Origin of the sequence: Streptomyces sp. PKU-EA00015, assembly GCF_013387495.1 — a bacterium.
GTDB lineage: Bacteria > Actinomycetota > Actinomycetes > Streptomycetales > Streptomycetaceae > Streptomyces.
This window is the reverse complement of sequence record NZ_JABZEE010000010.1, coordinates 242,590-268,042: the sequence shown is the minus strand read 5'-3', so window position 1 is coordinate 268,042 and position 25,453 is coordinate 242,590. Positions and strand designations below refer to the sequence as shown.

General features: G+C 72.6%; 26 protein-coding genes and 2 pseudogenes. 15 read left to right on the top strand and 13 right to left on the bottom strand.

Annotated elements, in window-relative coordinates; genetic code table 11:
* The first annotated feature begins 3 nt into the window (after window positions 1-3).
* Both HW130_RS10495 and HW130_RS10490 read left to right on the top strand, forming a co-directional pair.
* Window positions 4-489, top strand: a complete 486-nt coding sequence (locus HW130_RS10495) for a hypothetical protein (RefSeq protein ID WP_177149189.1) — start codon at window positions 4-6, stop codon at window positions 487-489.
* Window positions 486-947, top strand: coding sequence for a hypothetical protein (locus HW130_RS10490; protein WP_177149188.1), 462 nt, complete (start codon window positions 486-488; stop codon window positions 945-947). The genes HW130_RS10495 and HW130_RS10490 overlap by 4 nt, the downstream gene beginning before the upstream one ends.
* 41 nt (window positions 948-988) lie before the next feature.
* Here the strand turns inward: HW130_RS10490 and HW130_RS10485 are convergent, their stop codons facing one another.
* Complete coding sequence (locus HW130_RS10485; RefSeq protein ID WP_177149187.1) at window positions 989-1,291, bottom strand: 4a-hydroxytetrahydrobiopterin dehydratase; 303 nt, start codon at window positions 1,289-1,291, stop codon at window positions 989-991.
* A gap of 102 nt (window positions 1,292-1,393) precedes the next feature.
* On the opposite strand from HW130_RS10485, the gene HW130_RS10480 reads away from it, so the two are divergent.
* On the top strand, window positions 1,394-1,900 hold the full coding sequence (locus HW130_RS10480; RefSeq protein WP_177149186.1) for an FBP domain-containing protein: 507 nt from the start codon (window positions 1,394-1,396) through the stop codon (window positions 1,898-1,900).
* 3 nt (window positions 1,901-1,903) lie between these two features.
* On the opposite strand, the gene HW130_RS10475 is transcribed toward HW130_RS10480, so the two are convergent.
* Window positions 1,904-3,445 (bottom strand): ATP-dependent DNA ligase, encoded by a 1,542-nt coding sequence (locus tag HW130_RS10475; RefSeq protein ID WP_177149185.1) that lies wholly within the window; start codon window positions 3,443-3,445, stop codon window positions 1,904-1,906.
* A 307-nt stretch (window positions 3,446-3,752) separates the two neighbouring features.
* On the opposite strand from HW130_RS10475, the gene HW130_RS10470 reads away from it, so the two are divergent.
* The 3 genes from HW130_RS10470 (at window position 3,753) to HW130_RS10460 (ending at window position 6,520) form a co-directional block, all read left to right on the top strand.
* Entirely contained in the window at window positions 3,753-4,808 is a 1,056-nt protein-coding gene (locus HW130_RS10470) for a phosphatidylinositol-specific phospholipase C domain-containing protein (protein ID WP_177149184.1), read from the top strand.
* Between the two features lie 454 nt (window positions 4,809-5,262).
* The gene (locus tag HW130_RS10465; RefSeq protein WP_177149183.1) at window positions 5,263-5,682 is read left to right on the top strand and encodes an SsgA family sporulation/cell division regulator; all 420 of its coding nucleotides are present in this window, start codon (window positions 5,263-5,265) and stop codon (window positions 5,680-5,682) included.
* 34 nt (window positions 5,683-5,716) lie between these two features.
* On the top strand, window positions 5,717-6,520 hold the full coding sequence (locus tag HW130_RS10460; protein ID WP_177149182.1) for a helix-turn-helix domain-containing protein: 804 nt from the start codon (window positions 5,717-5,719) through the stop codon (window positions 6,518-6,520).
* Here the strand turns inward: HW130_RS10460 and HW130_RS10455 are convergent.
* The 4 genes and pseudogenes from HW130_RS10455 to HW130_RS10445 all read right to left on the bottom strand — a co-directional run bounded on the left by HW130_RS10455 (window position 6,510) and on the right by HW130_RS10445 (window position 10,449).
* Entirely contained in the window at window positions 6,510-6,929 is a 420-nt protein-coding gene (locus tag HW130_RS10455) for a hypothetical protein (RefSeq protein WP_177149181.1), read from the bottom strand. The genes HW130_RS10460 and HW130_RS10455 overlap by 11 nt on opposite strands.
* A 130-nt stretch (window positions 6,930-7,059) precedes the next feature.
* Entirely contained in the window at window positions 7,060-8,103 is a 1,044-nt protein-coding gene (locus HW130_RS10450) for a zinc-dependent alcohol dehydrogenase family protein (protein ID WP_177149180.1), read from the bottom strand.
* Window positions 8,063-8,227, bottom strand: a pseudogene (locus HW130_RS35830) (amino acid permease); the annotation flags it as partial. The gene HW130_RS10450 and the pseudogene HW130_RS35830, both read right to left, overlap by 41 nt.
* Window positions 8,228-8,334: 107 nt before the next feature.
* Window positions 8,335-10,449 (bottom strand): phage holin family protein, encoded by a 2,115-nt coding sequence (locus HW130_RS10445; RefSeq protein ID WP_177149239.1) that lies wholly within the window; start codon window positions 10,447-10,449, stop codon window positions 8,335-8,337.
* A gap of 192 nt (window positions 10,450-10,641) precedes the next feature.
* On the opposite strand from HW130_RS10445, the gene HW130_RS10440 reads away from it, so the two are divergent.
* Both HW130_RS10440 and HW130_RS10435 read left to right on the top strand, forming a co-directional pair.
* Complete coding sequence (locus HW130_RS10440) at window positions 10,642-11,424, top strand: MBL fold metallo-hydrolase (protein ID WP_177149179.1); 783 nt, start codon at window positions 10,642-10,644, stop codon at window positions 11,422-11,424.
* A complete protein-coding gene (locus HW130_RS10435) occupies window positions 11,421-12,077 on the top strand; it encodes a VTT domain-containing protein (protein ID WP_309140389.1) in 657 nt (218 codons plus the stop codon). The genes HW130_RS10440 and HW130_RS10435 overlap by 4 nt, the downstream gene beginning before the upstream one ends.
* A gap of 24 nt (window positions 12,078-12,101) precedes the next feature.
* Here HW130_RS10435 and HW130_RS10430 read toward each other — a convergent pair whose 3' ends face one another.
* Both HW130_RS10430 and HW130_RS10425 read right to left on the bottom strand, forming a co-directional pair.
* Window positions 12,102-13,142 carry an MBL fold metallo-hydrolase gene (locus HW130_RS10430; RefSeq protein ID WP_177149178.1) on the bottom strand — a complete coding sequence of 347 codons (1,041 nt, stop codon included), beginning with the start codon at window positions 13,140-13,142 and terminating at the stop codon, window positions 12,102-12,104.
* Between the two features lie 20 nt (window positions 13,143-13,162).
* On the bottom strand, window positions 13,163-14,380 hold the full coding sequence (locus HW130_RS10425) for an aminotransferase class I/II-fold pyridoxal phosphate-dependent enzyme (RefSeq protein WP_177149177.1): 1,218 nt from the start codon (window positions 14,378-14,380) through the stop codon (window positions 13,163-13,165).
* 231 nt (window positions 14,381-14,611) lie between these two features.
* On the opposite strand from HW130_RS10425, the gene HW130_RS10420 reads away from it, so the two are divergent.
* Entirely contained in the window at window positions 14,612-16,114 is a 1,503-nt protein-coding gene (locus HW130_RS10420; RefSeq protein ID WP_177149176.1) for a bifunctional phosphatase PAP2/diacylglycerol kinase family protein, read from the top strand.
* Between the two features lie 157 nt (window positions 16,115-16,271).
* On the opposite strand, the gene HW130_RS10415 is transcribed toward HW130_RS10420, so the two are convergent.
* Window positions 16,272-16,715, bottom strand: coding sequence for a protein-tyrosine phosphatase family protein (locus HW130_RS10415; protein WP_177149175.1), 444 nt, complete (start codon window positions 16,713-16,715; stop codon window positions 16,272-16,274).
* A 148-nt stretch (window positions 16,716-16,863) separates the two neighbouring features.
* Here HW130_RS10415 and HW130_RS10410 point away from each other — a divergent pair, with 148 nt between their 5' ends.
* The gene (locus HW130_RS10410; protein ID WP_177149174.1) at window positions 16,864-17,673 is read left to right on the top strand and encodes a methyltransferase domain-containing protein; all 810 of its coding nucleotides are present in this window, start codon (window positions 16,864-16,866) and stop codon (window positions 17,671-17,673) included.
* Between the two features lie 53 nt (window positions 17,674-17,726).
* Window positions 17,727-18,077, top strand: coding sequence for a VOC family protein (locus HW130_RS10405; protein WP_177149173.1), 351 nt, complete (start codon window positions 17,727-17,729; stop codon window positions 18,075-18,077).
* A gap of 9 nt (window positions 18,078-18,086) precedes the next feature.
* Here the strand turns inward: HW130_RS10405 and HW130_RS10400 are convergent, their stop codons facing one another.
* Entirely contained in the window at window positions 18,087-18,644 is a 558-nt protein-coding gene (locus HW130_RS10400; RefSeq protein WP_177149172.1) for a GNAT family N-acetyltransferase, read from the bottom strand.
* A gap of 494 nt (window positions 18,645-19,138) precedes the next feature.
* Window positions 19,139-20,596 (bottom strand): MFS transporter, encoded by a 1,458-nt coding sequence (locus HW130_RS10395; RefSeq protein WP_177149171.1) that lies wholly within the window; start codon window positions 20,594-20,596, stop codon window positions 19,139-19,141.
* 224 nt (window positions 20,597-20,820) lie between these two features.
* Here HW130_RS10395 and HW130_RS10390 point away from each other — a divergent pair, with 224 nt between their 5' ends.
* Together HW130_RS10390 and HW130_RS10385 are read left to right on the top strand one after the other, a co-directional pair.
* The gene (locus HW130_RS10390; protein ID WP_177149170.1) at window positions 20,821-21,564 is read left to right on the top strand and encodes a GntR family transcriptional regulator; all 744 of its coding nucleotides are present in this window, start codon (window positions 20,821-20,823) and stop codon (window positions 21,562-21,564) included.
* A 43-nt stretch (window positions 21,565-21,607) separates the two neighbouring features.
* Window positions 21,608-22,672, top strand: coding sequence for an adenosine deaminase (locus tag HW130_RS10385; RefSeq protein WP_177149169.1), 1,065 nt, complete (start codon window positions 21,608-21,610; stop codon window positions 22,670-22,672).
* Here the strand turns inward: HW130_RS10385 and HW130_RS36710 are convergent.
* A complete protein-coding gene (locus tag HW130_RS36710; protein ID WP_177149168.1) occupies window positions 22,575-22,883 on the bottom strand; it encodes a DUF397 domain-containing protein in 309 nt (102 codons plus the stop codon). The genes HW130_RS10385 and HW130_RS36710 overlap by 98 nt on opposite strands.
* Window positions 22,880-23,715: pseudogene (locus tag HW130_RS10375) on the bottom strand (helix-turn-helix transcriptional regulator). The gene HW130_RS36710 and the pseudogene HW130_RS10375 overlap by 4 nt, the downstream one beginning before the upstream one ends.
* Window positions 23,716-23,936: 221 nt before the next feature.
* Here HW130_RS10375 and HW130_RS10370 point away from each other — a divergent pair.
* On the top strand, window positions 23,937-24,347 hold the full coding sequence (locus HW130_RS10370; RefSeq protein ID WP_256355996.1) for an ATP-binding protein: 411 nt from the start codon (window positions 23,937-23,939) through the stop codon (window positions 24,345-24,347).
* Window positions 24,348-25,104: 757 nt separating this feature from the next.
* Window positions 25,105-25,419, top strand: a complete 315-nt coding sequence (locus tag HW130_RS10365; protein ID WP_218183339.1) for a hypothetical protein — start codon at window positions 25,105-25,107, stop codon at window positions 25,417-25,419.
* Window positions 25,420-25,453: the final 34 nt, after the last annotated feature.

The following is a 25,453-nucleotide window of genomic DNA, read 5'->3' as shown; positions in this document are numbered from 1 at the left end:
CGTATGGCATTCGCAGAAAAATTCCTGTGGTCGCTGCCGCCCTTCGAGGCGGGCGGCCGCCACATCAAGCGCTACCACGTCACCGCGGATCCGGCCGGCATCGCGCCCGAGGTCGAGAAGGCGGCGTATGCGATCCTTCCCGAGCTGCTCCCCGAGCCGGACGGTACGCCCCCGGTCACGTTCGTCGTCCTCCACAGGGGAGGGGACGACGGCGCGTACCTCAACGCCTACAGCTGGGTCTGGGACAACGTGCTGCACTTCGCGGGCGCGGCCGCGGGCCAGCCGGTGCTCGGCTGCCCGGACCGGGATCCGGCCCACTTCGTACGGACGGACCGGGAGCGGTCGTGGATCGGCTGCGTGTGGGAGCTGCCGCCCATCCGGCACGAACGCGACGCGTGGGTGCGGCACATGCTCGCCCCCGGCCGTCCGGACCTGAACGCCTATCTGTCCGACTCGATGCCCGACGGCATGACGGGAGACCTCGCATGAGCACACCGCACGACTTCGACTTCTTCGTCGGCGAGTGGCGGGTGGCCAACCGCCGCCGCACGGACTTCCTGGACAAGGCGAGCGAATGGGAGGGGTTCGAGGCCGTCAGCCGGGCGTCGCGCCACTTCGACGGGCGCGCCAACTTCGACGAGATCGTCTTCCCCGCCTCGGGCGTCTCGGGGCTGACGCTGCGGCTGTACGACCAGGTGCGCGAGGAGTGGTCCCTCTACTGGTCGAGCAGCCGCACCGGCACCCTGTTCCCGCCCGTCACGGGCCGTTTCGGGGCGGACGGCCGGGGCGTGTTCCACGGTAAGGACACCCACGACGGCAAGGACGTCCTGGTCCGCTTCGTCTGGTCGGGCATCACCGCGTCGTCGGCCCGCTGGGAGCAGGCGTTCTCCGTCGACGACGGGCGGACATGGCTGACGAACTGGGTGATGGAGCTGTCGCGTCCCTAGACAGCGCGTCAGGTCTGCTCGGCCCCGAGCAGACCAGGGCGTCAGTTCGCGCCGTGCCCGGGGGCGATCTCCTCCACGCGCTCGGCGAGGGCGAAGTCCCGTTCGGTGAGGGCGTTCACGTCGTGGGAGTGCACGGTCAGGGCCAGGGTGTTGTAGCCGAGCGTGAGGTCGGAGTGGTGGTTCAGTTCCTCCTGGATCCGGGCGATGTGCACGACCATGGCGGTCGCGGCGAAGTGCGAGGAGAGACGGTACGAGCGGGCGATGCGGTCGCCTTCGAGCGACCAGCCGGGAAGTTCCCGCAGACGGTCCTCGATCTCCTTCTGCGACAGCGGCTCGGTGGGCATGACCGTGATCCTTCCGGAGGGGGCGACGGACGGGGACACCATAGATCCGATGCCCCGTAATTCGGATGCCTGCACCGGGACGCGCTGTGTACGTTCCACCGAGTGGAACCTTTGACCGACAAACAGATCCGGGCGTCCTTCGTCAACTGTACGAAGGGCGAGGCGTCGCGGATGCGCCTGCCCGCGGACTTCTCCGAACTGCCCTGGCACGACCTCGACTTTCTCGGCTGGGTGGACCCGGGAGCGCCGCTGAAGGCGCACATGGTGCTGCCGCGCGAGGACGGGCTGGTCGGCATCACCCTGCGCCTCCCGTCCACCGGCCGCACGAGCGCGGTGAAGTCGAGCATGTGCCATGCGTGTCACACCGGGCACGCGTCCTCGGGGGTGACGCTGTTCGCCGCTCCGCTGGCCGGTACGGCCGGACGCGAGGGCAACACCGTGGGTACGTACCTCTGCGCGGACCTGGCCTGTTCGCTGTACGTGCGGGGGAAGAAGCAGCCGAAGCTGCGGCACGGGCGGTACGAGGAGAGTCTGACGCTCGAGGAGCAGATCGCGCGCACGACGCAGAATCTGTCCGCGTTCGCGGACAAGGTGCTCGGCGTGCGCTGAGGGTCACCGCCCGGCGGCCGAGAGGACCTGTTCGATGGTGTCGGCCTCGTCCGCCCTCTTGTCGGGCCGGTGGCGCAGCACGCGGGCGAACCGCAGCGCGACACCGGCCGGGTAGCGGGGCGAGCGCTGCAATCCGTCGTAGGCGACCTCGACGACGAGCTCGGGGCGGACGCGGACGGTGAACCCGTCGTCCTCGACGGCGAGTTCCCGCAGTTTTCCGGTCTGCCAGCGCAGCATCTCGTCGGTGAGGCCCTTGAAGGTCTTGCCGAGCATGACGAGGCCGCTGTCCTCGGCGCGCGCGCCGAGGTGGAGGTTGGACAGGAAGCCCCTGCGCCGTCCGTGTCCCCATTCCGCGGCCAGGACGACGAGGTCGAGGGTGTGCACCGGCTTGACCTTCAGCCAGGCGCGGCCCCGGCGGCCGGCGACGTAGGCCGCGTCGAGGGCCTTGACGAGGACGCCCTCGTGGCCGAGGCGCAGGGTCTCGGCGAAGAACGCCTCCGCCGCGGCGACCTGCTCGTCCGAGGCGGGATCGGCGACCACGTGGCGGCGGACGCGCATCGGTTCGGGTACGAGCCGGGCGAGGTGCTCGTGCCGTTCGTGGCCGGGCAGGTCGAGGACTGGTTCGCCGTCGGCGGCGAGGACGTCGAAGTAGACGGGCGACAGCGGCAGTGCGGCGTGCGCGGCCTCCACGTCGATGCGTGAGCCGACGCGGGAGGCGATGTCCTGGAACGGGAGGGGGCGACCGTCCGGGCCGAGGGCGATGACCTCGCCGTCGAGGATGAACCGGTCCCCCGCCATCTCCCGTGCGCTGTGCACGACTTCGGGCAGGCGGGCCGTGATGTCGTCGAGGGACCGGGTGTAGACGCGGACGTCGTCCCCGGTGCGGTGCACCTGGACGCGGATGCCGTCGAGCTTCTCCTCGACCGCGCAGCCGGTGCCGAGCGCCGCGACGGCCTCGGTCACGGACTTCGCGGTGTGGGCGAGCATCGGCTGCACGGGGCTGCCCACGCGCAGCCGGAACCGGGAGAGGGCCTCGGGCCCGTCGGCGAGCAGGGCGCGGGCGACCCTCGGCAGCGATCCGTCGAGCATCACGGCGCGGCGTACGTCGGCGGCGGGTGCGCCGGCGGCCTTGGCGACCGCATCCAGCGCCACGGCGTCGAGGGCTCCCTGACGCACCTCGCCGGTGAGGAGGCGGATCAGGAAGTGCTGCTCCTCGGCGGTGGCGGCGGCCATGAGGGTGCGCACCCGGCTGCGGCGCTCGGCCTGTGCGCCGGGGCCCGCGACCTCGGCGAGCGCGGTGAGGGCGGCGTCCGTCTCGGTGACGGTGAGCCCGGGCTCGGCGGCGGGCGGCACAGGCTCCTTCAGTACGCTCCAGCCGATGCCGATGCGCCCCTGGGGGACGCGTCCGGCGAGGTACGAGATGACGAGGGCGACGTCCTCGGGGCGGGCCTCGGCGAACAGCTCCGCGAGCGCGGCGGTCTTCCGGGAGCGGGCGGACGTGGCGGCGACCTCTCGGGACACGTCGGCGAGTCGGGCGAGAAGCATGCGCCCATGGTGCCTCGCGCGCCCTGCCCTCGCACCCAGGGCTCCAGCCCGGCCCCCCGGCCCTTGCCCAGGCTCCCCACCCTTGGGCACCGCGCCCTCGTCGGGGGCTCCGCCCCGGACCCGCGCCTCGAACGCCGGCGGGGCCGAGTTCCCTGGGCGATGACCCCGAAGCCAATGGGCCGGGGGGAAGCCCCATGAGGCATGCCCCAGCCGGGGCCACGCAAAGGCCGGGTACTGTCTCCCCCGGCGTCACTCAACTGGCCTACCGTTCCGTCGACTTGACCACTCGACACAAGGACAGAGGCCCATGGGGAACCTCCTGCGCGCCGTCGTGACCGGCGCCGTCGCGGCCGGGCTGATCGCCGCCGCTCCCGCTCCCGCCGAGGCGGCCGCACCGGCCGTGGACCCGGGGCAGCTGCCCTACTCCGCCGCCACCTGGGTCGGTGTGCACAACGCCTACGAGCAGGCGAAGTACCCGTACTTCGCGGATGCCCTCGACTCCGGCGCCGGCATGCTGGAGATCGACGCCTGGACGAACGCCTTCGGCAGGTCGTGGCGCGTCTCGCACAGCAACCCGCTGGGGAACGACAACAACTGCGCGGCGGCCGCGCACGCCGGCGAGCTGCGCACGAAGCCCAGGAACCAGGACCTCGGCGGCTGCCTGGCCGACATGAGGGCCTGGCACGACGCGCACCCCGGGCACCGGCCCGTCCTCGTGAAGATCGAGCTCAAGGACGGCTTCCGGAACAACCTCGGCCGCGGCCCGGACGAACTGGACACGCTGCTGACCGCGAAACTCGGCGACGCGCTGTTCCGGCCGGCCGACCTGGCCGGCGGGCATCCGGATCTGGACACGGCCGTGCGGGCGAACGGCTGGCCGGCCCGCGCCGCGATGGCCGGCCGGTTCGTCGTCGAGCTCATCCCGGGCACGGTCGAGCAGGGGAATCCGGCCGACACGCTCTGGACCGACCGCGAGTACGCCGGGCATCTGCGTGACCTCAGGGCCGCGGGCCGCCTCCGCGAGGCGGGCGCCTTCCCGGCGGTGCTCAAGGCTGCCGCGGGCGACCCGCGCAGCCGGTACGCGGACGCGTCGCTCCGGCCCTGGTTCGTCGTGTTCGACGGTGACGCGAGCACGTACGCGGGCGGCTCGGTCGACACCGCCTGGTACGACCGCAACCACTACCTGGTCGTCATGACCGCCGCGCACCAGGTCGCGCCCGCGATCGACGGCACGCGGCCGACCGAGGCGCAGGCGCGGGACCGGGTCGCGCTGCTCGCGGGCCGGCACGCGAGTGTGGTGTCGGCCGACTGGTACCCGCTGCCCTCGGTACTGGCGACGGTGACGCCCCGGGGAGCCCGGTAGACGGCCGGAGCTTTACTCGGGGTAACGCACATCACACGAGGGCCTGGGGAACGACGGGAACGCCCGCCGGTGGTTTATCGTTCACCTATACGCGGGTGCGGCCAGGACGGCGCCCCAGGCCACCCGCCCTCTGACCGCCCCGGCCGGAAACCCCCGTCCGGCTGGGGCTCCTCTTTCCCTTCACGCCTCGCGTCGGCGGTTTCCGGCCACCGGCACACCGCCCGAAAAGCGGACGATCGGACCCGAAGCGCGGAATCGGCGGACCCTACCGGGCAGTCGTCCCTTTTACGGGGAAATGCGATAGCGCAAAGGTCTGGCCATTCGGCCTCCGGAGTTCGAAGGTGGGTGATGCAGGTCACACGCGCCACTGGTGTAGCTCGCGTACGGGTGAGCCCTGCCGTGACGTCGTCCCATGCAGAAGGAGCAGACCGCACAGCACCAAGAGGAGCGAGCGATGTCACCCTCCATCGAGCAATCCGTCGTGGCCCGTCTCATCAGCGACGCGCCCCACTCCCTGGCCGTGCCGGTGATTCTGCTTTACCGCGACACCGACCCGCTCGCCGTCCGCATGATCTTCCCGCCGGAGGCCTGCCTCAACGACACGGGTGTCACGTGGACCTTCGCCCGCAGCCTGCTCGACTCCGGACTGCGCGCCCCCTCCGGCGAGGGCGACGTCCACATCTGGCCCTGCGGACGCGTACAGACCATGGTCGAGCTGCGCTCGCCGGAGGGCGTCGCGCTGCTCCAGTTCGACACCGCGACCCTGCGCCGCTTCCTCGTCCACGCGTACGCGGCGGTGCCCGCCTCGGCCGAGAGCGCGGCCATGGACATCGAGCAGGCGCTCGCCGCGCTGCTCGGGGAGGCGAGGGGCTGACTGGCCGTGGGCAGCCCCGTAATACGGTCGGGGTATGACAACTGTCGTTTCCGGTACGGGTGTAGGGCCGCTGCTGCGGGGCTGGCGCGAGCGGCGTCGGATCAGCCAGCTGGAACTGGCGCTGCGCGCCGACTCCTCGGCGCGCCACATCAGCTTCGTCGAGACGGGCCGCTCACGGCCCAGCGAGGAGATGATCCTCAGGCTCGCCGAGCACCTCGACGTACCCGTACGGGAGCGCAACGCGCTGCTGCTCGCCGCCGGTTACGCCCCGCGGTACGCGGAGACGCCCGTCGACTCCCTGGGCGCCCTGCGCGAGGGCATCGAACGGCTGCTGCAGGGGTACGAGCCGTATCCGGCCGTCGTCGTCGACGGCTCGTACACCGTGGTGGCGGCGAACCGCGGCATCGCGATGCTGCTCGACGGCCTGCCCGAGCACCTGCTCACGCCTCCGCTGAACGGCATGCGGATCACACTGCACCCCGAAGGGCTCGCCCCGCGCATCCGCAACCTGCGCGAGTGGCGCGCTCATCTGCTGGCCCAGATGGAGCGGCAGATCGCGCTCGCCCGGTCGGCGACGCTGCGCAAGCTGTACGACGAGGTCGCCGCGTACCCCCTGCCGGAGGGCGGCGGCGTCCCGGACGACCGCGAGGACCCCACGCCCTACCCGTATTTCGCACTCCCGCTGCGGATCGAGCACGCGGGGCGGGTCCTGTCGTTCGTCTCGTCCATCTCGACGTTCAACACCCCGCTGGACGTGACCGTCGCCGAGTTGGCCATCGAGACGTTCCTCCCGGCCGACCCGGCGACGGTCGCGTACCTGCGGTCGCTCACGCCCTAGCCGCCGCCTTCAGCGCCGACCACTGCAGGGCCGCGAGTCCCGCCACGGTCACGGCCTGGAGGACGGTCCACACCGCGCCGGCCGGAGTCGGCTCCAGCCGGAGCGCGAGCGCGGCGAGGCTGAGCAGGAACCAGACGATGTTGGCGTCGATGACCGCCTTGACCAGCGGCACCGGTGGGTGGGGCCGGGCGGCGAGCAGACCGACAGCTGTGCCGAACACGGTGAGGAAGACCCCCACGCCGAGCAGGAACACGTCGTCGACCCCGAGGAAGCGGCCGATCGGCCCGGACGCGGCGGCGTACGCGAGCCCGTTGGCCCCGGTGACGGCGGCGTCCACGGCGAGGAAGCGGCGCAGCATCGTCCGGGGCTCGGTGGTGCGGGAGATGCCGGCGAGCAGGGCCTGGGACATGAGGGATCAGCCTCCATCGAGGTCGTACGGATGGGACCCGGAGTCCGGACGGAGTGCGCCGCCCGGGCCCCGGTGACCTCAGACTGCCGTCCGGCCGCGGGGCCGTCGATTACGCCGGAGGTCATGCGCCTCAGGGCGCGGCGTTCGGGGTGATCACCGTGACGCCCGTGGCGGGCGCGGTGTCCAGTGCCATCAGCGCGTCGGGCACGGCGTCGAGGGTGATCTCGGCCGTCACGAGCAGTTCGGGGCGCAGTGCGCCGGAGGCGACCATCGCCATCATGGCGGGGTAGTCGTGCGCGGCCATGCCGTGGCTGCCGAGGATCTCCAGTTCCAGGGCGACGACGCGGTCCATGGGGACGTGGGCTCCCGAGGGGAGCAGGCCGACTTGGACGTGGCGGCCCTGACTGCGCAGGCTGCGGATGGAGTTCTCGCAGGTCACGGCCGCGCCGAGGGCATCGAGCGAGAGGTGGGCGCCGCCGCCCGTGGCCTCGTGGACGGCCTCGGGGACGCCGCCCGGCAGCGCGGACGCGTCGAGGGCCACCTCGGCGCCGAAGGTACGCGCCAACTCCAGCGCTCCGGGCGACACGTCGACGGCGACGACGCGGGCCCCGGCCGCCGCGGCGATCATCACGGCGGACAGGCCGACTCCGCCGCAGCCGTGCACGGCCACCCACTCCCCCGGGCGTACGCGGCCCTGGCCGGCGACCGCCCGGAAGGCGGTCGCGAACCGGCAGCCGAGACTCGCGGCCGTGGCGTACGGCATGCCGTCGGGCAGGGCCACCAGGTTGGTGTCGGCGTGGTGGACAGGGACGTACTCGGCGAAGGAGCCCCAGTGGGTGAAGCCGGGCTGTTCCTGGCGTTCGCAGACCTGCTGGGCGCCGCGGGAGCAGGCCGCGCAGCGGCCGCAGGCGCAGATGAACGGGACGGTGACCCGGTCGCCGGCCGACCAGCCGGTCACACCGGCGCCCACGGCGGCGATCACGCCGGACAGTTCGTGCCCGGGGACGTGCGGCAGGGCGATCCCGCTGTCGTGGCCCATCCAGCCGTGCCAGTCGCTGCGGCACAGCCCGGTCGCCTCGACCTTGACCACGACGCCGTCGGGCGCGGGGACCGGGTCGGGCACCTCCCGTATCTCAGGCCGCTTGCCGAACTCCTGGAACACGACGGCTCGCATCCGCTTCCTCTCCTTGCTGCCGGGCGGCCTTGATCCTTCGGGCCGACATCCAGGCGTACACCAGCACACCGGCGAAGAGGAAGAGCACTCCCTGGTAGACGGCCGCGTACCCGGAGCCCGCGACCCCGAGCGCAACGTCGGCCGCGCCACGGTCCTCGGCACCGTGGCGGCCGCCGCCGTCCACCTTCCTGGGGCCGGGACATGGTCCGGTACGGGAGAGGCTGGACAAAATCACATCTTTTCGTCCGGCACGGAGCCCTCAGTAACCGGAATTTCTTCTTCCGGTTGGTGGTCCCACCGGGAAATGTCCGGCACGCCCGCCGACCGGGCGGCGCGCGTCCCGATCGGGACCTGCGGGCCCTCGCACTCCCGCAGCCAGCGTCTGAGCACCCGGTGCACCTGCTCCGCACCGACCAGTTCACGGCCGGGCGGGACCGGCGGCGACAGCTCCAGCGGGGACAGCAGGAACGCCTTCGACTGCTCCCCGCCGAGCCCTCCGTGCGAACCGATCTGCTCCTCGAACGCGTGCACCACGCCCGTCCTCGGGTCGTACATCGAGTTGACCATGATGTCCGCGACGTGCGGGAACCCGTCGGTGCGCCGCACGGCCTCCACCGCGCCCGGGCCGAACACGGCGAGCGGGCCCGCGCCGTCGCCCTCCTCGAGCGCGGCGAGCGGCACGGCCGCACCGCCCGCGGCGAGCACCACCGACCCGTGCCGCTCACTGCGCACGAGAAGGAACCCGATGCCCGGGTGGTCGGCGAGGGTCGGCAGCAGGGCCGGGTAGCGGCGCTGGATCTCCTCGCGGCTCACGCGGTGGGGCACGTCGGGGAACGAGATCAGCGCGAGATTGCCGGACGCGAGCACGATCGGGTCGGAGCCGGCCCCGGCCTGCTCCAGCTCGCCGTCCTCGTCCACGTCCCGGTGCAGGGCGGTGCGCAGCGCGTTCCGGGCGGCGTCGCGGGCCTCCGCCCCGCTCTTGGAACGCTCGGCGCGGCGCGGCACCGGCAGTCCGCAGCCCGCGCGCACCAGATCGCGCAGAGTCAGCCCGTACGCGTCCTCGAAGGTGCTCCCCGGGCTCTGGCCGTGGTCGGACAGCAGCACGATCCGGTAGGTGCGGGGCGCGTGCCCGGCGACCTCGGCGATCAGGGCGAGTGACCGGTCCAGCCGCTCCAGCACCGCCTGCGCGTCGCGGCTGTGAGGCCCGGAGTGGTGGGCCACCTCGTCGTAGCCGACCAGGTCGGCGTAGACGACGGTGCGTCCGGCGAGCATGTCGCCCATCACCGCGGCGACCACCACGTCGCGTTCGACGACGGTGGCGAACGCGCGGATGAACGGGTAGAGCCCGCCGCGGCCGACCCTCGGCTCGTCGCCGCGCAGCCGGGCGCGCGTCGACTCCCCGATCTCGCGGGCGACCTCGGCGACGAACGACACCGCGGTGCGGACGGCGTTCGCCGGATCGGAGAAGTACGCGAAGTAACCGGCGCGCGAGCGGTTGGCCCGGCCACGGCGTGCCGCGACGGACAGCACCAGGGCGAGTTGGTCCGCACCGCCGCCGAACAGGTTGCCGCGGCTCGCGCCGTCCACGGTCAGCAGCCCTCCGTCGGCGGTCCGCTCGACGGCGCGGCGCTGCAGCTCGGCCGCGCTCGCCGGGCGGTTGCTGACCACGATCCGGCGCCGGTCCTTCTCGTACCAGCGGAAGGCGGGCACGTCGTGGTTGGAGCCGTGCAGGATGCCGAGCTGGCTGGCACCGGTCTGGCTGGACCAGTCGGTCCGCCAGGGCGTGAGGCGGTGCGTATCGCCCAGCCAGCTCGCCACGGTGGGCATCACGCCGCTTTCGGCCGCACGCAGCAGCACGTCGTGGCCGACGCCGTCGAGCTGGACGAAGACCGTGCCGGGCGCACGCGATCGCCCGGGGCCGTCACCGCGTCGGCGGCCGCGGCGGTGGGCCAGGCGCGAGAGCCGGCGCCGGTAGGCGTCGTCGTCGCGGACGGCGAGCGCGGTCGAGGTCGCGGAGGCGACGGCGGACATGACGGCGGCCACGACGACGGCGGTCTGCGGGTCCGCTGCGCCGCGGCCGTCCGGGATCAGCCACAGGGCGATGAGCAGCAGCGAGCCGTTGAGGAAGAAGACGAGCAGGCCGAGCACGAGCGCGGGTACGAGCAGCAGGGCCCGGACGATCACCGGCCACACCAGGGCTCCGAGCAGACCGAAGGCGCCTGCGCCCCAGCCGGCGGTGACCGCCGTGCGCGTGATGCTGTCGCCGTCGGGGGACTGGAGACGGAAGTCGGGCAGCAGCCCGGCGAGCGCCAGCATGGTCGCGGTCGACACGCCCCACACCACCATGACCCGGAAGACGGCTCTTCCGGCAGTGAGCCACCGCCCTTCGACCACGTGTGCTCACCTCACCCCCTGGAGCAGGACTCCAGCGTGTCACAGCGCGGCCCCCGCAAGCGGCGGTCCGCCCGGGACCCGCGGACGGGCCCCTGGACAACTACGCTCGTACGGGGACGGGGAGCTGCTGCGAGGAGGCGTCGCGTGCCGGTGGAGATCACCTGGTGGGGTCATGCCACCTGCACGATCGAGGACTCGGGGGTCCGGGTGCTGACCGACCCGCTGCTCGTGCGGCGGCTGGCCCATCTGCGCAGGCGCCGCGGCGCCCTGCCGCCCGCCGAGGCCACCGTCGCCGAGGCCGTGCTCGTCTCGCACCTGCACTCCGACCACCTCCATCTGCCCTCCCTCGCGCGGCTCGCGCCGGGGACACGGCTGGTCGTGCCGCGCGAGGCGGCTCGCTCGGTGCCGGGGCTGCGGCGGGTCGCCGCGGCGGCCGGCCTGTGCGTGACCGAGGTCGGGCCCGGCGACGAGGTGCGGGTCGGCGAGCTGCGCATACGGGCCGTGCCCGCGCTGCACGACGGACGCAGGCTGCCGCTGGGGCCGCACCGCTGTCCCGCGCTCGGCTATGTGGTCAGCGGCGAGGCCGACACGTATTTCGCAGGCGACACCGGCCTGTTCGACTCCATGGCCGACGAGGTCGGCCCGGTCGACGTGGCGCTGCTTCCCGTCGGCGGCTGGGGTCCGTACCTGGGCCACGGCCACCTGGACGCGGGGCGCGCGGCGCAGGCGCTCGCCTCGCTCGCGCCCCGCGACGCCGTGCCCGTGCACTACGGCACGTACTGGCCGATCGGGATGGACGGCATCCGGCCGCACGAGTTCTACGCGCCGGGCGACGAGTTCGTCCGCAAGGCGGCCCGGCTGGCGCCGAGAGTGGCCGTGCACCGGCTCGCGCACGGCGAGCGCGTCAGGCCGGAGGCCGGGCGGTGATCCCCGGGATCCCGGCGGCGGCCCAGCTCGCGCTCCCGGCACCGCTGTTGCCGCCGGAGTCGACGCAGCAGGCCGTCGGCTATCCCTCGCTGTTCCTGCTGGTGGCGCTCGGAGCACTGGTGCCCGTGGTGCCGACCGGCGCGCTGGTCAGCTCCGCGGCGGTGGTGGCCGTCCATCAGACGGCTCCGTTCGCCCTGCTGTTCGTCTTCCTGGTCGCGTCGCTGGCCGCCTTCGTCGGGGACGTGACGCTGTACTGGCTCGGCCGGCGCGGTGCGCGTTCGAAGAACGGTTCGCGCCGGCTGTCCGCACTGCGCGGGCGCACGGCGCCCGACCGGCTGGAGCAGGCCCAGGAGAAGCTGGCCCGGCACGGGGTGGCGGTGCTGGTGCTGTCGCGTCTGGTGCCGGCCGGGCGGATTCCCGTCATGCTGGCCTGCCTGCTGGCGCGGATGGGACTGCGCAGCTTCATGCGCGGGGATGCTCCGGCGTGCCTGGCGTGGGCGGCGACGTACGCGCTGATCGGCATCCTGGGCGGGTCGCTGTTCGCCGAGCCGTGGCAGGGCGTCCTCGCGGCCGTGGCCCTGACCGTGCTGGTCAGCGGGGCGCCCGGGGTGTGGCGCAGGCTGCGCCGGATCGGCGCCCGCCGGGAGGCGTGAGCGCCGGCCCTGCGCGGCCCCGGGTCACGCGGCCAGCACCCGCGAGCCGCCCACCGGCAGGTCCCACAGCTCGTGGCGCGGCCGGCCCGTGCGGTGCCAGGCCGCCAGCAGCCGCTCCAGCGGCTCCCGCACGGGCTCCGCGGAGAGCACGAACGTCGCCCAGTGCATGGGCGCCATGTTCCGCGCACCGAGGTCCTCGAAGGCGCGCACGGCCTCCTCGGGGTCGGTGTGCACATCACTGAGCCACCAGCGCGGGGCGTACGCCCCGATGGGCAGCAGCGCCAGGTCGATGCCCGGATGGCGGCGGCCGATCTCCCGGAACCAGTGCCCGTACCCGGTGTCGCCCGCGAAGTACACCGAGCGGCCCGGGCCGTCGGTGAGCACCCAGCCACCCCACAGCGAGCGGCAGGTGTCGAGGAGGGTGCGCCTGGACCAGTGGTGGGCCGGTACGAAGTCGAAGCGCACGCCGTCCAGTTCGGCGCCCTCCCACCAGTCGAGTTCGGTGACCCGGGTGAAGCGGCGCCGCCGGAACCAGCGGCCGAGTCCCGCGGGCACGAACAGCGGGGTGCGGCGGGGCAGCCGCCGCAGGGTGGGCGCGTCGAGGTGGTCGAAGTGGTTGTGGCTGATGACGACCGCGTCCACGGGCGGCAGGTCCTCCCAGCGCACGCCCACCGGAGTGATGCGCGCCGGGGTGCCGAGGATGCGGCGGGACCAGACGGGGTCGGTGAGGACGGTGAGCCCGCCGATGCGCAGCACCCAGCTCGCGTGCCCGGCCCACGTGACGGCGACGGTGGTGACGTCCGCCTCGGGCAGCGTGCCGGGTTCGAAGGGCAGCAGCGGGATGTCCCGCAGGCCCGCGGGGCCGGGGCGTACCGCGCCCTCCCTGGCGAGCCTGGCGAGCGCCCGGACGCCCGGGAGGGGGGCGGTGAGCCGGTCGGCGAAGGATCTCGGCCAGATGCGGACCTCGCCGAGGAGGCGGGTCGTGCGGGGCGGGAGCGCCGTACGATCCGGTCGCGTGTCCGCCGGATGCTGTGCGGGTCCGGTCTGTTCTGCCTGCTCCGTCATCCTGGTCTCCCGTCAACGCGTCAGCGCAGCTCGTCGAAGGCCGATCCGAGGTTGTTCAATGCCCGCTCGACATGGGGCAGTTCCAGTGGGGTGGGTGAGTCGAGCGCGGCCAGCTGCTCGTCGGCGGTCGCGCCGAGCAGCGGCCCGGTGGACAGCCGCACCCGCAGCGCGCCGAGTTCGTCGCCGAAGCGGTGCCCGCCGGGGACGGACATGTGGAGCCGGTCGCCGAGGTACTCCTCCAGTTCCATGGAGTCCCCGACGCCGCGCTCGGCGAGCCGGTCGCGCAACGGGCCCAGGTCCGCGTAGAGATGGCGGCCCGCCTGCGGAGGGCGGGAGACGGCGCCGGCCACGAGCACGGCGCGGTGCACGGCCGCGGCGACCTGCGCGTGCAGGGCGGCGGCACGGACCGCGCGTTCGGCCGTCTCGGGCGGCTCGTCCAGCACGTGGGCCGCGGCGGCCGAGAGGGGCGCGGGGACGGCGGCGCCCAGTGCTGTGAGGAAGTCCAGGGTGCGGGCGCGCCGGGCGGCGCCCTCGTCGCCGGGCGGGAAGCGGGCGATCGCGACGGGCCAGGACTCGGGCGTGAGGGCACCCGCGAGATCGCTGATCACCGTGACGTCGCCGGGGTACATCTCCGCCGGGCTGACCAGGACGGTGTCCCGCGGCCTGTGGAGCGTGTCGCGCCACGTCTCGTCGCTGATGATGTGCAGCCCTTCGCCGACGGCGGCCTCGCATGCCTCGAGCACGGTCTCCGGCGGGGCGACGGTGGCGGTGGGGTCGTCGGGGACGCACAGCAGGAGCAGCCGTGGCCTGCCGCCCTCGCTGCGCACCCGCCGTACGGTCTCCAGCAGCGCGAACGGGTCCGGCACGCCGCCGCACTCGGCCGGGGTCGGCACGTGGTAGGCCGGGCGGCCCAGCAGCCGTGTCTGCGGCGTCCACCAAGCGGGGCAGGGGCGGGGCATGAGTACGTCGCCGTCGTACGCGCCCAGCAGGGCGAACAGCAGAGGCTGTGCGCCGGAGGCGGCGACGACCTCGGAGAGACCACTCGGCAGGCCGCGCCGCTCCCAGTACCCGCAGGCCGCCTCGCGCAGTGCCGGACCGCCGCCGGGCGGCTCGCTGCGCGCGACGCCCGCGGCTCCGGCCAGGACGGCGGCGGGGCCCTGCGGCACCGGCAGCCCGGTCTCGGGCGCGTGCGGCCCGTACCGGACGGGGCCACGTCCCTCGGACGCCGTGCCCTGCATCGCGCCACCTCCACCGCTCGCGCGCTCATCGGCGCCGGGCGGGTGCCCGGCCTCCGCTCTGCGGACGTCGGACGCCTGCCCGGTCTCCTAGCCCTTTATACGAAGGTTTGACCGATGCCGCCGCGCGGGCGGTGGCGGCGGGGCCGGCCGAGCCCGCGTCACGACCGCCTGCGCGGGGCCGGACGGGTCGGGCACGGCGTGGGGCGCGTGCCCCTGGGGTATCCGCGAGGCATGCCAGAAGTCGACGCACAGGAAATCACGCACCTCCGCGGGCGGATCGCGGCACTCCTCGGCACCTGGGACCGGCAGTTGCACCGTGCCGTCGCCGAGCGTGCCTGGCCGGGCGCGGAACCGGTCCTGCCGCGGCTCAGCAGGAGCGCCGACCACGGGCTGCTCTGGTTCGGGACGGCAGCCGGAATCGCCCTGGCCGGACGCGGGGCACGCTCACGGCGGGCGGCGGTGCGGGGCGTCGCGTCCCTCGCGGTGGCGTCGGCACTGATCAACACCGTCGGCAAGCGCTCCGTCCGCAGGAACCGGCCCCTGCTGGACGCCGTGCCGGCGATACGGCAGCTGAAACGGCATCCGTTCACCACGTCCTTCCCTTCCGGGCACGCCGCGTCGGCCGCGGCCTTCACCACCGGAGTCGCGCTGGAGTCCAGGGGCTGGGGCGCCGCCGTCGCGCCGGTCGCCGCGTCCGTCGCGTTCTCCCGCGTCTACACGGGCGTGCACTATCCGAGCGACGTGCTCGTGGGAGCCGCGCTCGGCGTGGGCGCCGCGTTCGCGGTGCGCGGCCTCGTGCCGACCCGGTCCCAGCTGCCCGCACCGGCCCGCCCCACGGCGCAGGCGCCCGCGCTGCGGGGCGGTGACGGCCTGGTGGTCGTCGTCAACCGCGAGTCCGGATCCGCGGACTGCGCCGTGGAGGTGCAGGGCGAACTGCCGCTCGCGGAGGTCGTGGAATGCGCCCCCGACGAACTGGCGGCCCAGCTCGCCAAGGCCACGGGCCGCGCCCGGGCCCTGGGAATCGTCGGCGGTGACGGCACGGTCAACCGGGCGGCCGCCGTGGCCGCCGAGAACGGTCTCCCGCTCGCGGTCTTCCCCGGCGGCACGCTCAACCACTTCGCCTACGACCTGGGGATAGAGTCCGTCCGCGACACCTGCCGGGCGGTGGAGGCCGGGGAGGCCGTCGGAGTGGACCTGGGGCGCTTCACTCCGGGGCCCGGCGGCAGCGCGGCCCCCGGCTACTTCCTCAACACGTTCAGCCTGGGCGTGTATCCCGAACTGGTGCGCGTCCGGGAGCGCTGGTCACCCCGGATCGGCGCCTGGCCGGCCGGTGTGCTGGCGGCGACCCGGGTGCTGCGGGGCGAGCATCCGCTGGAGGCCGAGGTGCAGGGGCGGCGCCGCCCGATGTGGCTGCTGTTCGCGGGCAACGGGGTGTACCGGGGCGTCGGCCCCACCCCCGGTCACCGCGCCGATCTGGCGGACGGTCTGCTCGACGTCCGCGTGGTGCACGGCGGGCGCGCTCCGGGCTGGCGGCTGCTGGGCGCCGCGCTCGCGGGCAGGCTGAAGCAGTCGCCGGTGCACGCGGCCCGGCAGCTGCACCACGTGCGCATCGGGGGTCTCGCACCGGGCACACCGCTGGCGTACGACGGCGAAGTGGCGCCATCGCCATCCGAGTTGACGGTGGACAAGCTGGTGGGCGCGCTGACGGTCTACCGGCCGCAGGAGTTGCTCTGACGACCGGCCGCAAGGGGCTCCGGGAGACGACGATTTCCGGGCGGGACGTCTGCCGCCCGGAAAAATCGGATCGACGTGCTCCCCTCGCGTCCCGCACCATGGCACAGCGCGCTTCGGCGGCCGGCCACGGGGGTGCTGGTCGCCGGGGCCCTTCCGTTCAGGTTCTCGCGGCGTCCGCGAAGCGCTCGGCGTAGCGCCGCTGCCACGGCGTCTCCACGGCGTGCCGGTCGTAGTGGGCACGGACGTACGCCACGGCCTCACCGGCCGGGACGCCGTCGAGAACGGCCAGGCAGGCCAGGGCGGTTCCGGTCCGGCCGCGGCCGCCTCCGCACGCGATCTCGACGCGCTCGGCCGCCGCCCGTTCCCACGCCTCGCGCAGCAGTTCACGCGCATGGTCGCGGTCCGTGGGGAGGCGGAAGTCCGGCCAGCGCAGCCAGCGCGCCTCCCAGTCGGCGTGCGGCGGCTGCTTGCCGAGCAGGTGCACGGCGAACTGCGGCCGCTGTCCCTCGGGCAGTGGGCGGCGCAGGCCGCGGCCCCGGACGAGCCTGCCGGAGGGGAGCCGGAGCACGCCAGGTGCGGTCGGGTTCCAGGTCGCTGTCATCCGCCGATTATCGCCTCCTGCGGGGCCGTTGTCCGGCCCACCGCCCGATGTGCTCCTCCGGACCCTTGTCCATGATTCGAGATACGTATCTCGTCATTCAGGACACACGCGATACGGTGAGCACCCACCTCAGCGAAGGAGAGCGGCCATGCCGAAGGAGACCGCCGTCTACACCCACGGGCACCACGAGTCCGTGCTGCGCTCGCACACCTGGCGGACCGCCGAGAACTCCGCGGCGTACCTCCTCGGCGAACTCCGGCCGGGGCTGGACGTGCTGGACGTCGGCTGCGGGCCGGGCACGATCACGGCGGACTTCGCCGCGCTCGTCGCGCCGGGACGTGTCACCGCGGTGGACGCCGCGGAGGACGTGCTGGCGCAGGCCCGTGCGCACGCCGAGGGACGGGGTCTCGACAACGTCCGCTTCGCGGTCGCCGACGTCCACGACCTCGACTTCCCCGACGACTCCTTCGACGTCGTCCATGCCCACCAGGTGCTGCAGCACGTGGGCGATCCGGTGCAGGCTCTGCGGGAGATGCGCCGGGTGTGCCGTCCCGGCGGCGTCGTCGCGGCACGCGACAGCGACTACGGCGCCTTCACCTGGTTCCCCGAACTGCCGGTGCTGACCGAGTGGCAGGAGCTGTACTCCCGGGTGGCGCGCGCCAGCGGCGGCGAGCCCGACGCCGGCCGCAGGCTGCTGTCCTGGGCCCGCGCCGCCGGCTTCACCGGCATCACGGCGACCGCGGGCACCTGGTGTTTCGCGACGCCCGAGGAGCGGACGTGGTGGAGCGGTCTGTGGGCGGACCGCACGACCGCCTCGGTGTACGCGCGGATCGCGGTGGAGGGCGGCCATGCCGACGCAGGACAGCTCGCCGCGATCGCGGACGCCTGGCGCGCCTGGGGCGCGGAGGACGACGCCTGGTTCCTGGTCCCGCACGGCGAGATCCTGTGCCGGGTCTGAGCCTCTCGTGGGGTACCTGACAGGGCCCTCCGACCCCAACTACCCTCCCTTGCATGGAGATCCTGGGAACCACCCTTCGTATCTGCGTCAACGATCTCGAGGAGTCGGCCGCCTTCTACGAGCGGCTCACGGGCGCGCCGCCGCTGCGTTTCGAGCGGGGCGGCGTCCGTGTCGCGGCGATCGGCTGCTTCCTGCTGATGAGCGGTCCGGAGTCGGAGCTCGAGGTGCTGCGCAAGGTGGCGGCGACGATCGCGGTGAAGGACGTGGACGAGGCGTACGAGACGCTCACCGCAGGCGGCGCCCAGGTCGTCGCCGGTCCGGTGCCGACCCCGGTGGGGCGCAACCTGATCGCCGTCCACCCGGACGGGTCGGTCTTCGAGTACGTGGACCAGAAGGCGGCCTGACGGAACGGATCAACGACCGGCGGGCGCGGTCATCTCGCGGGTGATCGCCCAGCGTTCGTGGTCGCGCCAGGCGCCGTCGACGTGGAGGAAGTCCGGCGAGTAACCCTCCAGCCGGAATCCGGCCGACCGTACGAGGCCGATGGAGGCGGTGTTGCCCGGCTGGATGTTGGCCTCCAGTCGGTGCAGTCCGAGCGGGCCGAAGGCGTGGCCGAGGAGGAGGTGCAGTGCCTCTCCCATGAGGCCGCGTCCGGCGGCGTGGGCGAAGGCGCCGTAGCCGAGCGCGCCGCTGAGGAACGCGCCTTCGACGATGTTGTTGATGTTGACGAATCCCGCGATGGCGCCGGTGTCTCGTTCACAGACGAGGAAACCGGCTCTCGCCGGGTCCTCGATGAGCCGCCCCGCGTAGGCGGCGTAGGCGTCCGCGGTGAGCGGCGGAAAGAGCCAGGGCCGGTGGTGCCCGGTGCTCTGCCGGGCGCGAGCTGTGAACTCCGCCCCGTCGTCGTGGGTGAAGGGACGCAGGACGACCCGGGCGCCGGTCACGGCGCGGGAGGCGGGTGAAGGCGGCATCGCGCCAGCGTAGCGGGGGTGATGCCCCGGTCCCGCGGGCGACGGCGTCCGTCGTGCCCCGGTCACGGGGTGCGGCGGCGTCCGTCGTGCCCCGGTCACGGGGTGCGGCGGCGTCCGTCGTGCCCCGGTCACGGGGTGCGGCGGCGTCAGCTGGGGACGCCGCCCCCGGCCCTGTGCCTACGCCGGCGGATGCGGGACGTACATGCGGGGTGCGCCCCGCCACGCCCGGCGGCTGTGGAAGGTCCGCCTCGCTACGCCCGGCAGGCGCCGCGAACTCCTCCACGGTCTGGCGGTCGCGGGAGGGGTCCCGGCGAAGCCAGGGGGTGCCCCCGGTGGAGCTGGGGGCACCCCCTGCCCGCCGAAACCCCGGTTCCGGCGGCGAAGCGCTGTCCGGGCCGGGCGGGGTACGGGGCTGGGCCGCAGCACCGTACGGGTTGGACGAGACCGGGCGAAGCCCCGGTTCGGCGGAGGCGCGCGGCGCCGGAGCGCCGGGATCAGTGGTGGGCGAGCACGAGCGGGGACTCGCCGTCGGCCTCGGCGTCCGCCGGGTCGGGCCGCTGGATGAGCAGTGAGGCGACGACGCCGATGCCGAGGAGCGCCAGCGCCGCGTACATGGCGTGCTGGTAGCCGGCCGCCGTGGGCCCGTGGGCGTCGCTGCCCGCCGTGATCATGGCCGACGCCAGGGCGATGCCGAGCGAGGCGCCGATGCCGAAGCAGGCGCCGTTCAGGCCGGAGAGCGAGCCGGGCTTGTCCTTGGGCGCGGTCGTGACGGCGAGGCCGTTGAGACCGGTCAGCATGAAGCCGCCGTATGTCACGCCGAGCGCGGCGAGCGAGGCCACGAGGATCCACTCGTGGTGCAGGAAGAGCGTGGCGAAGACGAAGATCACGAAGTTGGCGACCGCTCCGGTCACCACGATCCGGCGCCAGCCGGCCTTCGGTCCCAGCCGGCCGGTGAGGGGCGCGGAGATCACGCCGATGAGCTGGATGGGGGTGAGGAAGAGGAAGGCCGCGGCGACGGCGGACAGGCCGAGGCCGACCCGGGCGTCCTGCGAGAACAGCGGGATGGTGAGCGCGATCGCGCCGAAGGCGCCGCCGAGAGTGCAGATCGTGGTGATCAGCAGCGGCCAGGCACGGCGGGAGGCGAGCACGTCGATGTCGATGACGGGGTTCGCCGCGGACTTCTGCGAGACGACGAAGACGACGAGGGCCAGCAGTCCGCCGAGCAGGAAGGCCAGGGTCAGCGGGGAGGTCCAGCCCCAGGCCGCGCCCTGGGCGAGGCCGACGAGCACACCGGTGAGGCCGATCGACAGGGCGGTGATGCCGCGCGCGTCGAAGGGGGCGTCCGCCGTGGTCGGCGGCACGTCGGGAACGTACCTGCGGACACCGATCAGGCCGGCGACGGCGATGAGCGTGGAGCACACGAAGATGCCGCGGAAGCCGATCGTGTCGGCGATCTGGCCGCCGGCGACGGCGTCGACACCGGCGAGCCCGCCGTTGACTGCGGTGATGATGCCCGCGGCCCTGCCGAAGCCGGCCGGGCTCAGCAGCTGGTTCAGGGTGAGGAAGGCGAGCGTGAACATCGCGGCGGAGACGCCCTGGAGGATGCGGCCGGCGATGAAGATCTCGATGTTCGGGGCGAAGACGCACAGCAGGTTGCCCGCGATGAGCACGAACGCGCAGACGATCATCATGGGCTTGCGGCCGCGCTGGTCACTGAGGCGGGCCAGGGTGACCTGGCCGATGGCGGCCATGAGGAAGAACAACGTCTGGGAGAGGCCGGCGGCCGCCGTGGTGGTGCCGAGGCGCTCGATCACATCGGGCAGTGCGGGGCTGAGCATGGTCGCGTTGATCTGGTAGCCGAGCACGGCCAGGACCATGGCCAGCAGCATCGGGCCCCGGCCCGCGAGATCGGATTCGGACCCGGAACGCCTCCGGCCGAGCGTGGTCGACATGTCGGCCCCTTTGCCTTGGATGTCATGCCTCGATGGGAACAGGTACAGCAGCCTTGTCAGACAAGCTGTGCCCCACAGCGTGGAATCTACGTGCGTAGAACGTCAAGCCCTTCGTGACGTGACGCACAACGGGCCCGTACCGTCCGGCCAGGACGGGGCGGCCCCGCGTTGCTCCGGGGGCGCGCGCTCGCATAACTTGCTGACAAGTGAGCCGAGGAGGGCCAGTGGCAGTCAGCGGGCAGCAGCGGAGACCGGTCGTGGTCCTGTACGAGCGGATCGCGGACGCCATCCACGACGGCACCTATCCGCCGGGGTCCACCCTCCCCTCGGAGCCACGCCTCGCCACCGAGCTCGGCGTGAGCCGGCCGGCCCTGCGCGAGGCACTGCTCCTGCTCCAGGAGGACGGCCTGCTCTCGGTGCGCAGGGGCGTGGGCCGCACGGTCAACGACGGCCCGCCCAGGCGCGGTTACGAGCACATCCAGCCGCTGGAGGACCTGCTGGGCGCGGGGCAGGCGCTGCGGGTGCGGCCCCTGCTGCGGACCGTCGAGGAGCCCACCGACTTCACCACCCAGCACCTGCTCGCACCCGCTGCGGCAAAGCTGCGCTTCTGGGAGTCGCTGCTGACCGGTGACGGTGCGGCGGCGCTCAGCCAGGAGTGGGCGGCCGCGGAGGAGACCCTCCAGCGGCACCATCCGGACTTCGCCGAGGCGCTGCGGTCGGCGCCGCAGGCGGCCTCCTCGATGCTCTCGGTGCTGACGGCCGCCTCACGGGGGACGCCGCTGACCGCGCACAGCGGGATCAGCGCGACGCTGCTCGGCCGCCGCCGCGGGGAGCAGCTGGGACGCCCGGCGGACACGCCCGCCGTGCTGGTCACGCAGGTCGTGCGGGTGGACGGCGTCCCGCTCCTGGCGGCCAAGCACATGCTGCCGACGGGTGCGCCCGCCCTGCCGGTCCTCCAGTCGAACTGACGCGCCTCCCGCATCGGCGGGAGGTGCCGTACACTCCCGATGCATGCACTTGTCTGACATCCAGCGCGCTCCCAAGGTGGTCCTCCACGACCACCTCGACGGCGGTCTGCGCCCCGCCACGATCATCGAGCTGGCCCGCGGCTGCGGCTACCGGGCCCTTCCCACCGAGGACCCGGAAGCCCTCGCCGTCTGGTTCCGCGACGCCGCGGACTCCGGCTCGCTGGAGCGCTACCTGGAGACGTTCGCCCACACCTGCGCGGTGATGCAGACCCGCGAGGCGCTGGAGCGCGTCGCCGCCGAGTGCGCGGAGGACCTGGCCGCGGACGGCGTCGTGTACGCCGAGGTGCGGTACGCCCCCGAGCAGCACCAGGAGGGCGGGCTCACGCTCGACGAGGTCGTGGACGCGGTGAACGCGGGTCTGCGCGAGGGCGAGCGGCGTGCGGGCGGGCGCATCACGGTGCGCGCCCTGCTCACCGGTATGCGGCACACCGACCGCTCGCTGGAGATAGCCGAGCTGACCGTCGCGCACCGCGAGCGCGGCGTCGCGGGCTTCGACATCGCGGGCGGCGAGATCGGCAACCCGCCGGCCCGGCACCTGTCGGCGTTCCAGCACCTCAAGCGCCACAACTGCCACTTCACGATCCACGCCGGCGAGGCGGTCGGCGCCGAGTCGATCCACGAGGCGGTGCAGGTCTGCGGTGCCGAGCGCATCGGCCACGGGGTGCGCATCACCGACGACATCACGGTCCACGACGACGGCACGGCCACGCTCGGCCACCTCGCCTCGTACGTGCGCGACAACCGCATCGCGCTGGAGGTCTGCCCGACCTCCAACCTCCAGACGGGCGCGGCCAAGTCGTACGACACGCACCCGATCGACCTGCTGCGCCGCCTCGGCTTCCGCGTCACCCTCAACACCGACAACCGCCTGGTGTCCGGGACGGACATGAGCCTGGAGTTCGTGCACATGGCGGAGGCGTTCGGCTACGGCCCGGAGGTCTTCGAGGAGTTCACGGTCGCGGCGGCCGAGGCCGCGTTCCTGCCGCTGCCGGAGCGGCGGCGTCTGATCGACGAGGTGATCCGCCCGGGTTACGCGGCACTGCGCTGACGCGCCTCGCGTCGACCGACCCGGCCACGAACCGCACCCAACTCGCCCGGGACACGTGGAGTCCCGGGCGGGTGGTGTTCTTGGAGTCCCTGACGTGGACGTCGTCGGCGGAGGCCGCGACCTCGACGCAGTCGCCGCCACCGGACCCGCTGTAGCTGCTCTTGAACCACTTCAGCCGGTCCGGACCCGGTGCAGCCTGCTGGGTGCTCATGCCTCTCCTGCCAGACGTTCGATAAGACGCGCAGACTCTTCGGCGTTCAGGGCCTGCGAGCGCAGCTTGCCATACCGTAAGCCGAAAGCACTGACGTTTGCGGGGTCGCTCACGACGACACCGGTCTCCTGGGACTCGACATAACCCACCTGCCGGTGCTCCAAGGTCTCCAGAACGACGAACGCGCCGTTCAGCCCGGGATGGAAGCCCCTCCCGGACGGCATGACCTGGACCTCCACGTTCCGTAACGCACCGACCTCCAGAAGACGTTGCAGTTGCCCGCGCATCACCTCCGGTCCACCGATCGGATTGCGCAGTGCCGCCTCCTCGATCACGAAGGACAGGTCGACCAGCGGCGTACGCGTCAACAGCTTCTGCCGGCCCAGACGCGCCTCCGTGTGCTGCTCGATGATCTCGTCGTCCAGCGGCGGACAGTGCCCGGCAAACAGCGCCCGTGTGTACGCCTCGTCTGCAGCAGACCCGGCACGAGCAGCGGATCGTACGAGAACCTGCTCACCGCCTCCGTCTCGATCAGTGCGAAGTCCCAGAAGAACGAGGGGAGTTTCGCCCGGTCCACATCGTCCTGGAGGACGGCCAGCGCCCCGCCCGCGTCCAGGACGCGCTCCGCCGCGTCCGTGAACGCGGCCTTCGCGGGGCGGCGGCCCTGCTCGATCGAGGCCGCCTGCTCGTACGAGTAGCCGACGGCATCCGCGAGGGCCTGTTGTGTGTACTCCGCCCGCTCCCGGAAGAGTTTCAGCAACTTGCCGTAGCCCACCCAGATGACCGGGCGATCGTCGTCCTTGTCCCGCTTCTTCGTGCGGCTGTTCGTCATGAGCCCACGCCCCCACGCGCCAACGTGTTTGTGCTTGACGCTTGTTGAACGGCGCCAGGCACTCCGTCGACATGGGCCGGCACCCGTACAACATCACGCCCGACCCGTACAACGCCGCCAGGTACGCATGCCCGACCTGGCTCACGCCATCTGCGTGACGAGACGGTTACGCCATGAACACTGAAGTGCAATCTCTCCCTCAACTACCGCCCTCGACAAGCATGTTCGCCGTACAACTCAGCTACACACCCCGCGGCGCCCGCCTCGCCCGCCGCATCGCGGTGCAGCAGCGCGCCGACTGGGGCATCCTGCACGCCACGGCAACGTCACACGCGGTGGCGATAGTGACGTCCGAGCTGGCGGCGAACGCGATCACGCACGGCCGCACACCCGGCCGCGACTTCCGCCTCGCGCTGCGACTCCTGCCCGAGGTCATCCGCGTCGAGGTCACGGACACCCGCCCGGATCGCCTCCCGTGCGCCCGGACAACACCGGCGGCCGCGGCGACTTCGGGACGCGGGCTGCTTCTCGTCGGGGCGTACGCAGAGCACTGGGGATACACGGTGAACGACCAGTTCACCAAAACGGTCTGGGCAGACCTGACCCGCCGACCGCATGGACAGCCGGTGTGATTGCCGCCTCGTTCACCTCACCGTCGATGACGTGTGCGTCATTCGCCCCCGACGAGGCGTAGCGACAGCGGGGGCCCGACCAGGTGCCAGCCTCCATGCTTCAGCCGACCTCCCAGCGGACAAGGCTCTCGCCGTTCCCAAAGCGTCGACAGTCCCTTACAGCATGCCGGCGACGCTGTCCCACCACACGGGAGCCGCGTCACTCATCTCGGAACGATCCCCGTACGTTGCTATATCTCTCGCCCTTGCGGTGGTCAACGACCAGCTCGCCCCCGGTGAGAGTCTCGATGGGCACGCACTTCAGGTGCGCGTCGAAGGGAACCAGCTCCACCAGTACTGCGCTGACATCGGCGATCGCCTCGGCGCTTCAGTAGAAGGGGCGGACTTCGGCGATCCACCCGTCCTCGACCCTGATCGTCTGCAGGACGGGGAAGGCAAGCTCCCCGCCGCTGGCACGTGCGCGAGCACGGACCTGGGTGACTACCACCGCGCTCTTTGCAGGTTGCACCCGCCGAAATGGCCGTCACGTCCGGCCAGCCCAGTGATCAACGTCTCACACGCAGGCGATGGAACCGCCCCAAAGGGGATCTACTCGGGTCACAAATGGGATGCAGTAGGTTTCCCTCTGACGAGAAGGTCACCAACTTCGCAGCACAGCCTTGTTTTGACTACCCGTCACTAACTAGGATCGCCTCTCCATAAGAGGGCAACACCTCGATCCCCAGGGGGGGAAATGAATACTCTCGTAACACGAATAATGGGCACCAAGGTCGGGAAGGGTGCTATTGTCGCGGCCATGGCGGCTGCCGCAATCGGCCTTACGGCTCCGACGTCGAGCGCATACAACGAGAGTTCCTGGCACATGGGTTGCCGGGGATACTGGTACACAACGGCCGGCCATGGCTACTGCTACGACGCAAACACCTATTACCACCATACGTGGATTACGACCTACGACTGCAACGCCGAGATCGACACGCAGCACTTCGACAGGTTGTACAACGGCTACGTGGGTAAGTACGACACCCACGAGTGCACGTTCAAGATCAACGGAACTAAGGTTTACCAGTAGTTTACCAGCGCTGCGGTGGGCCCGTCGTTGCGGC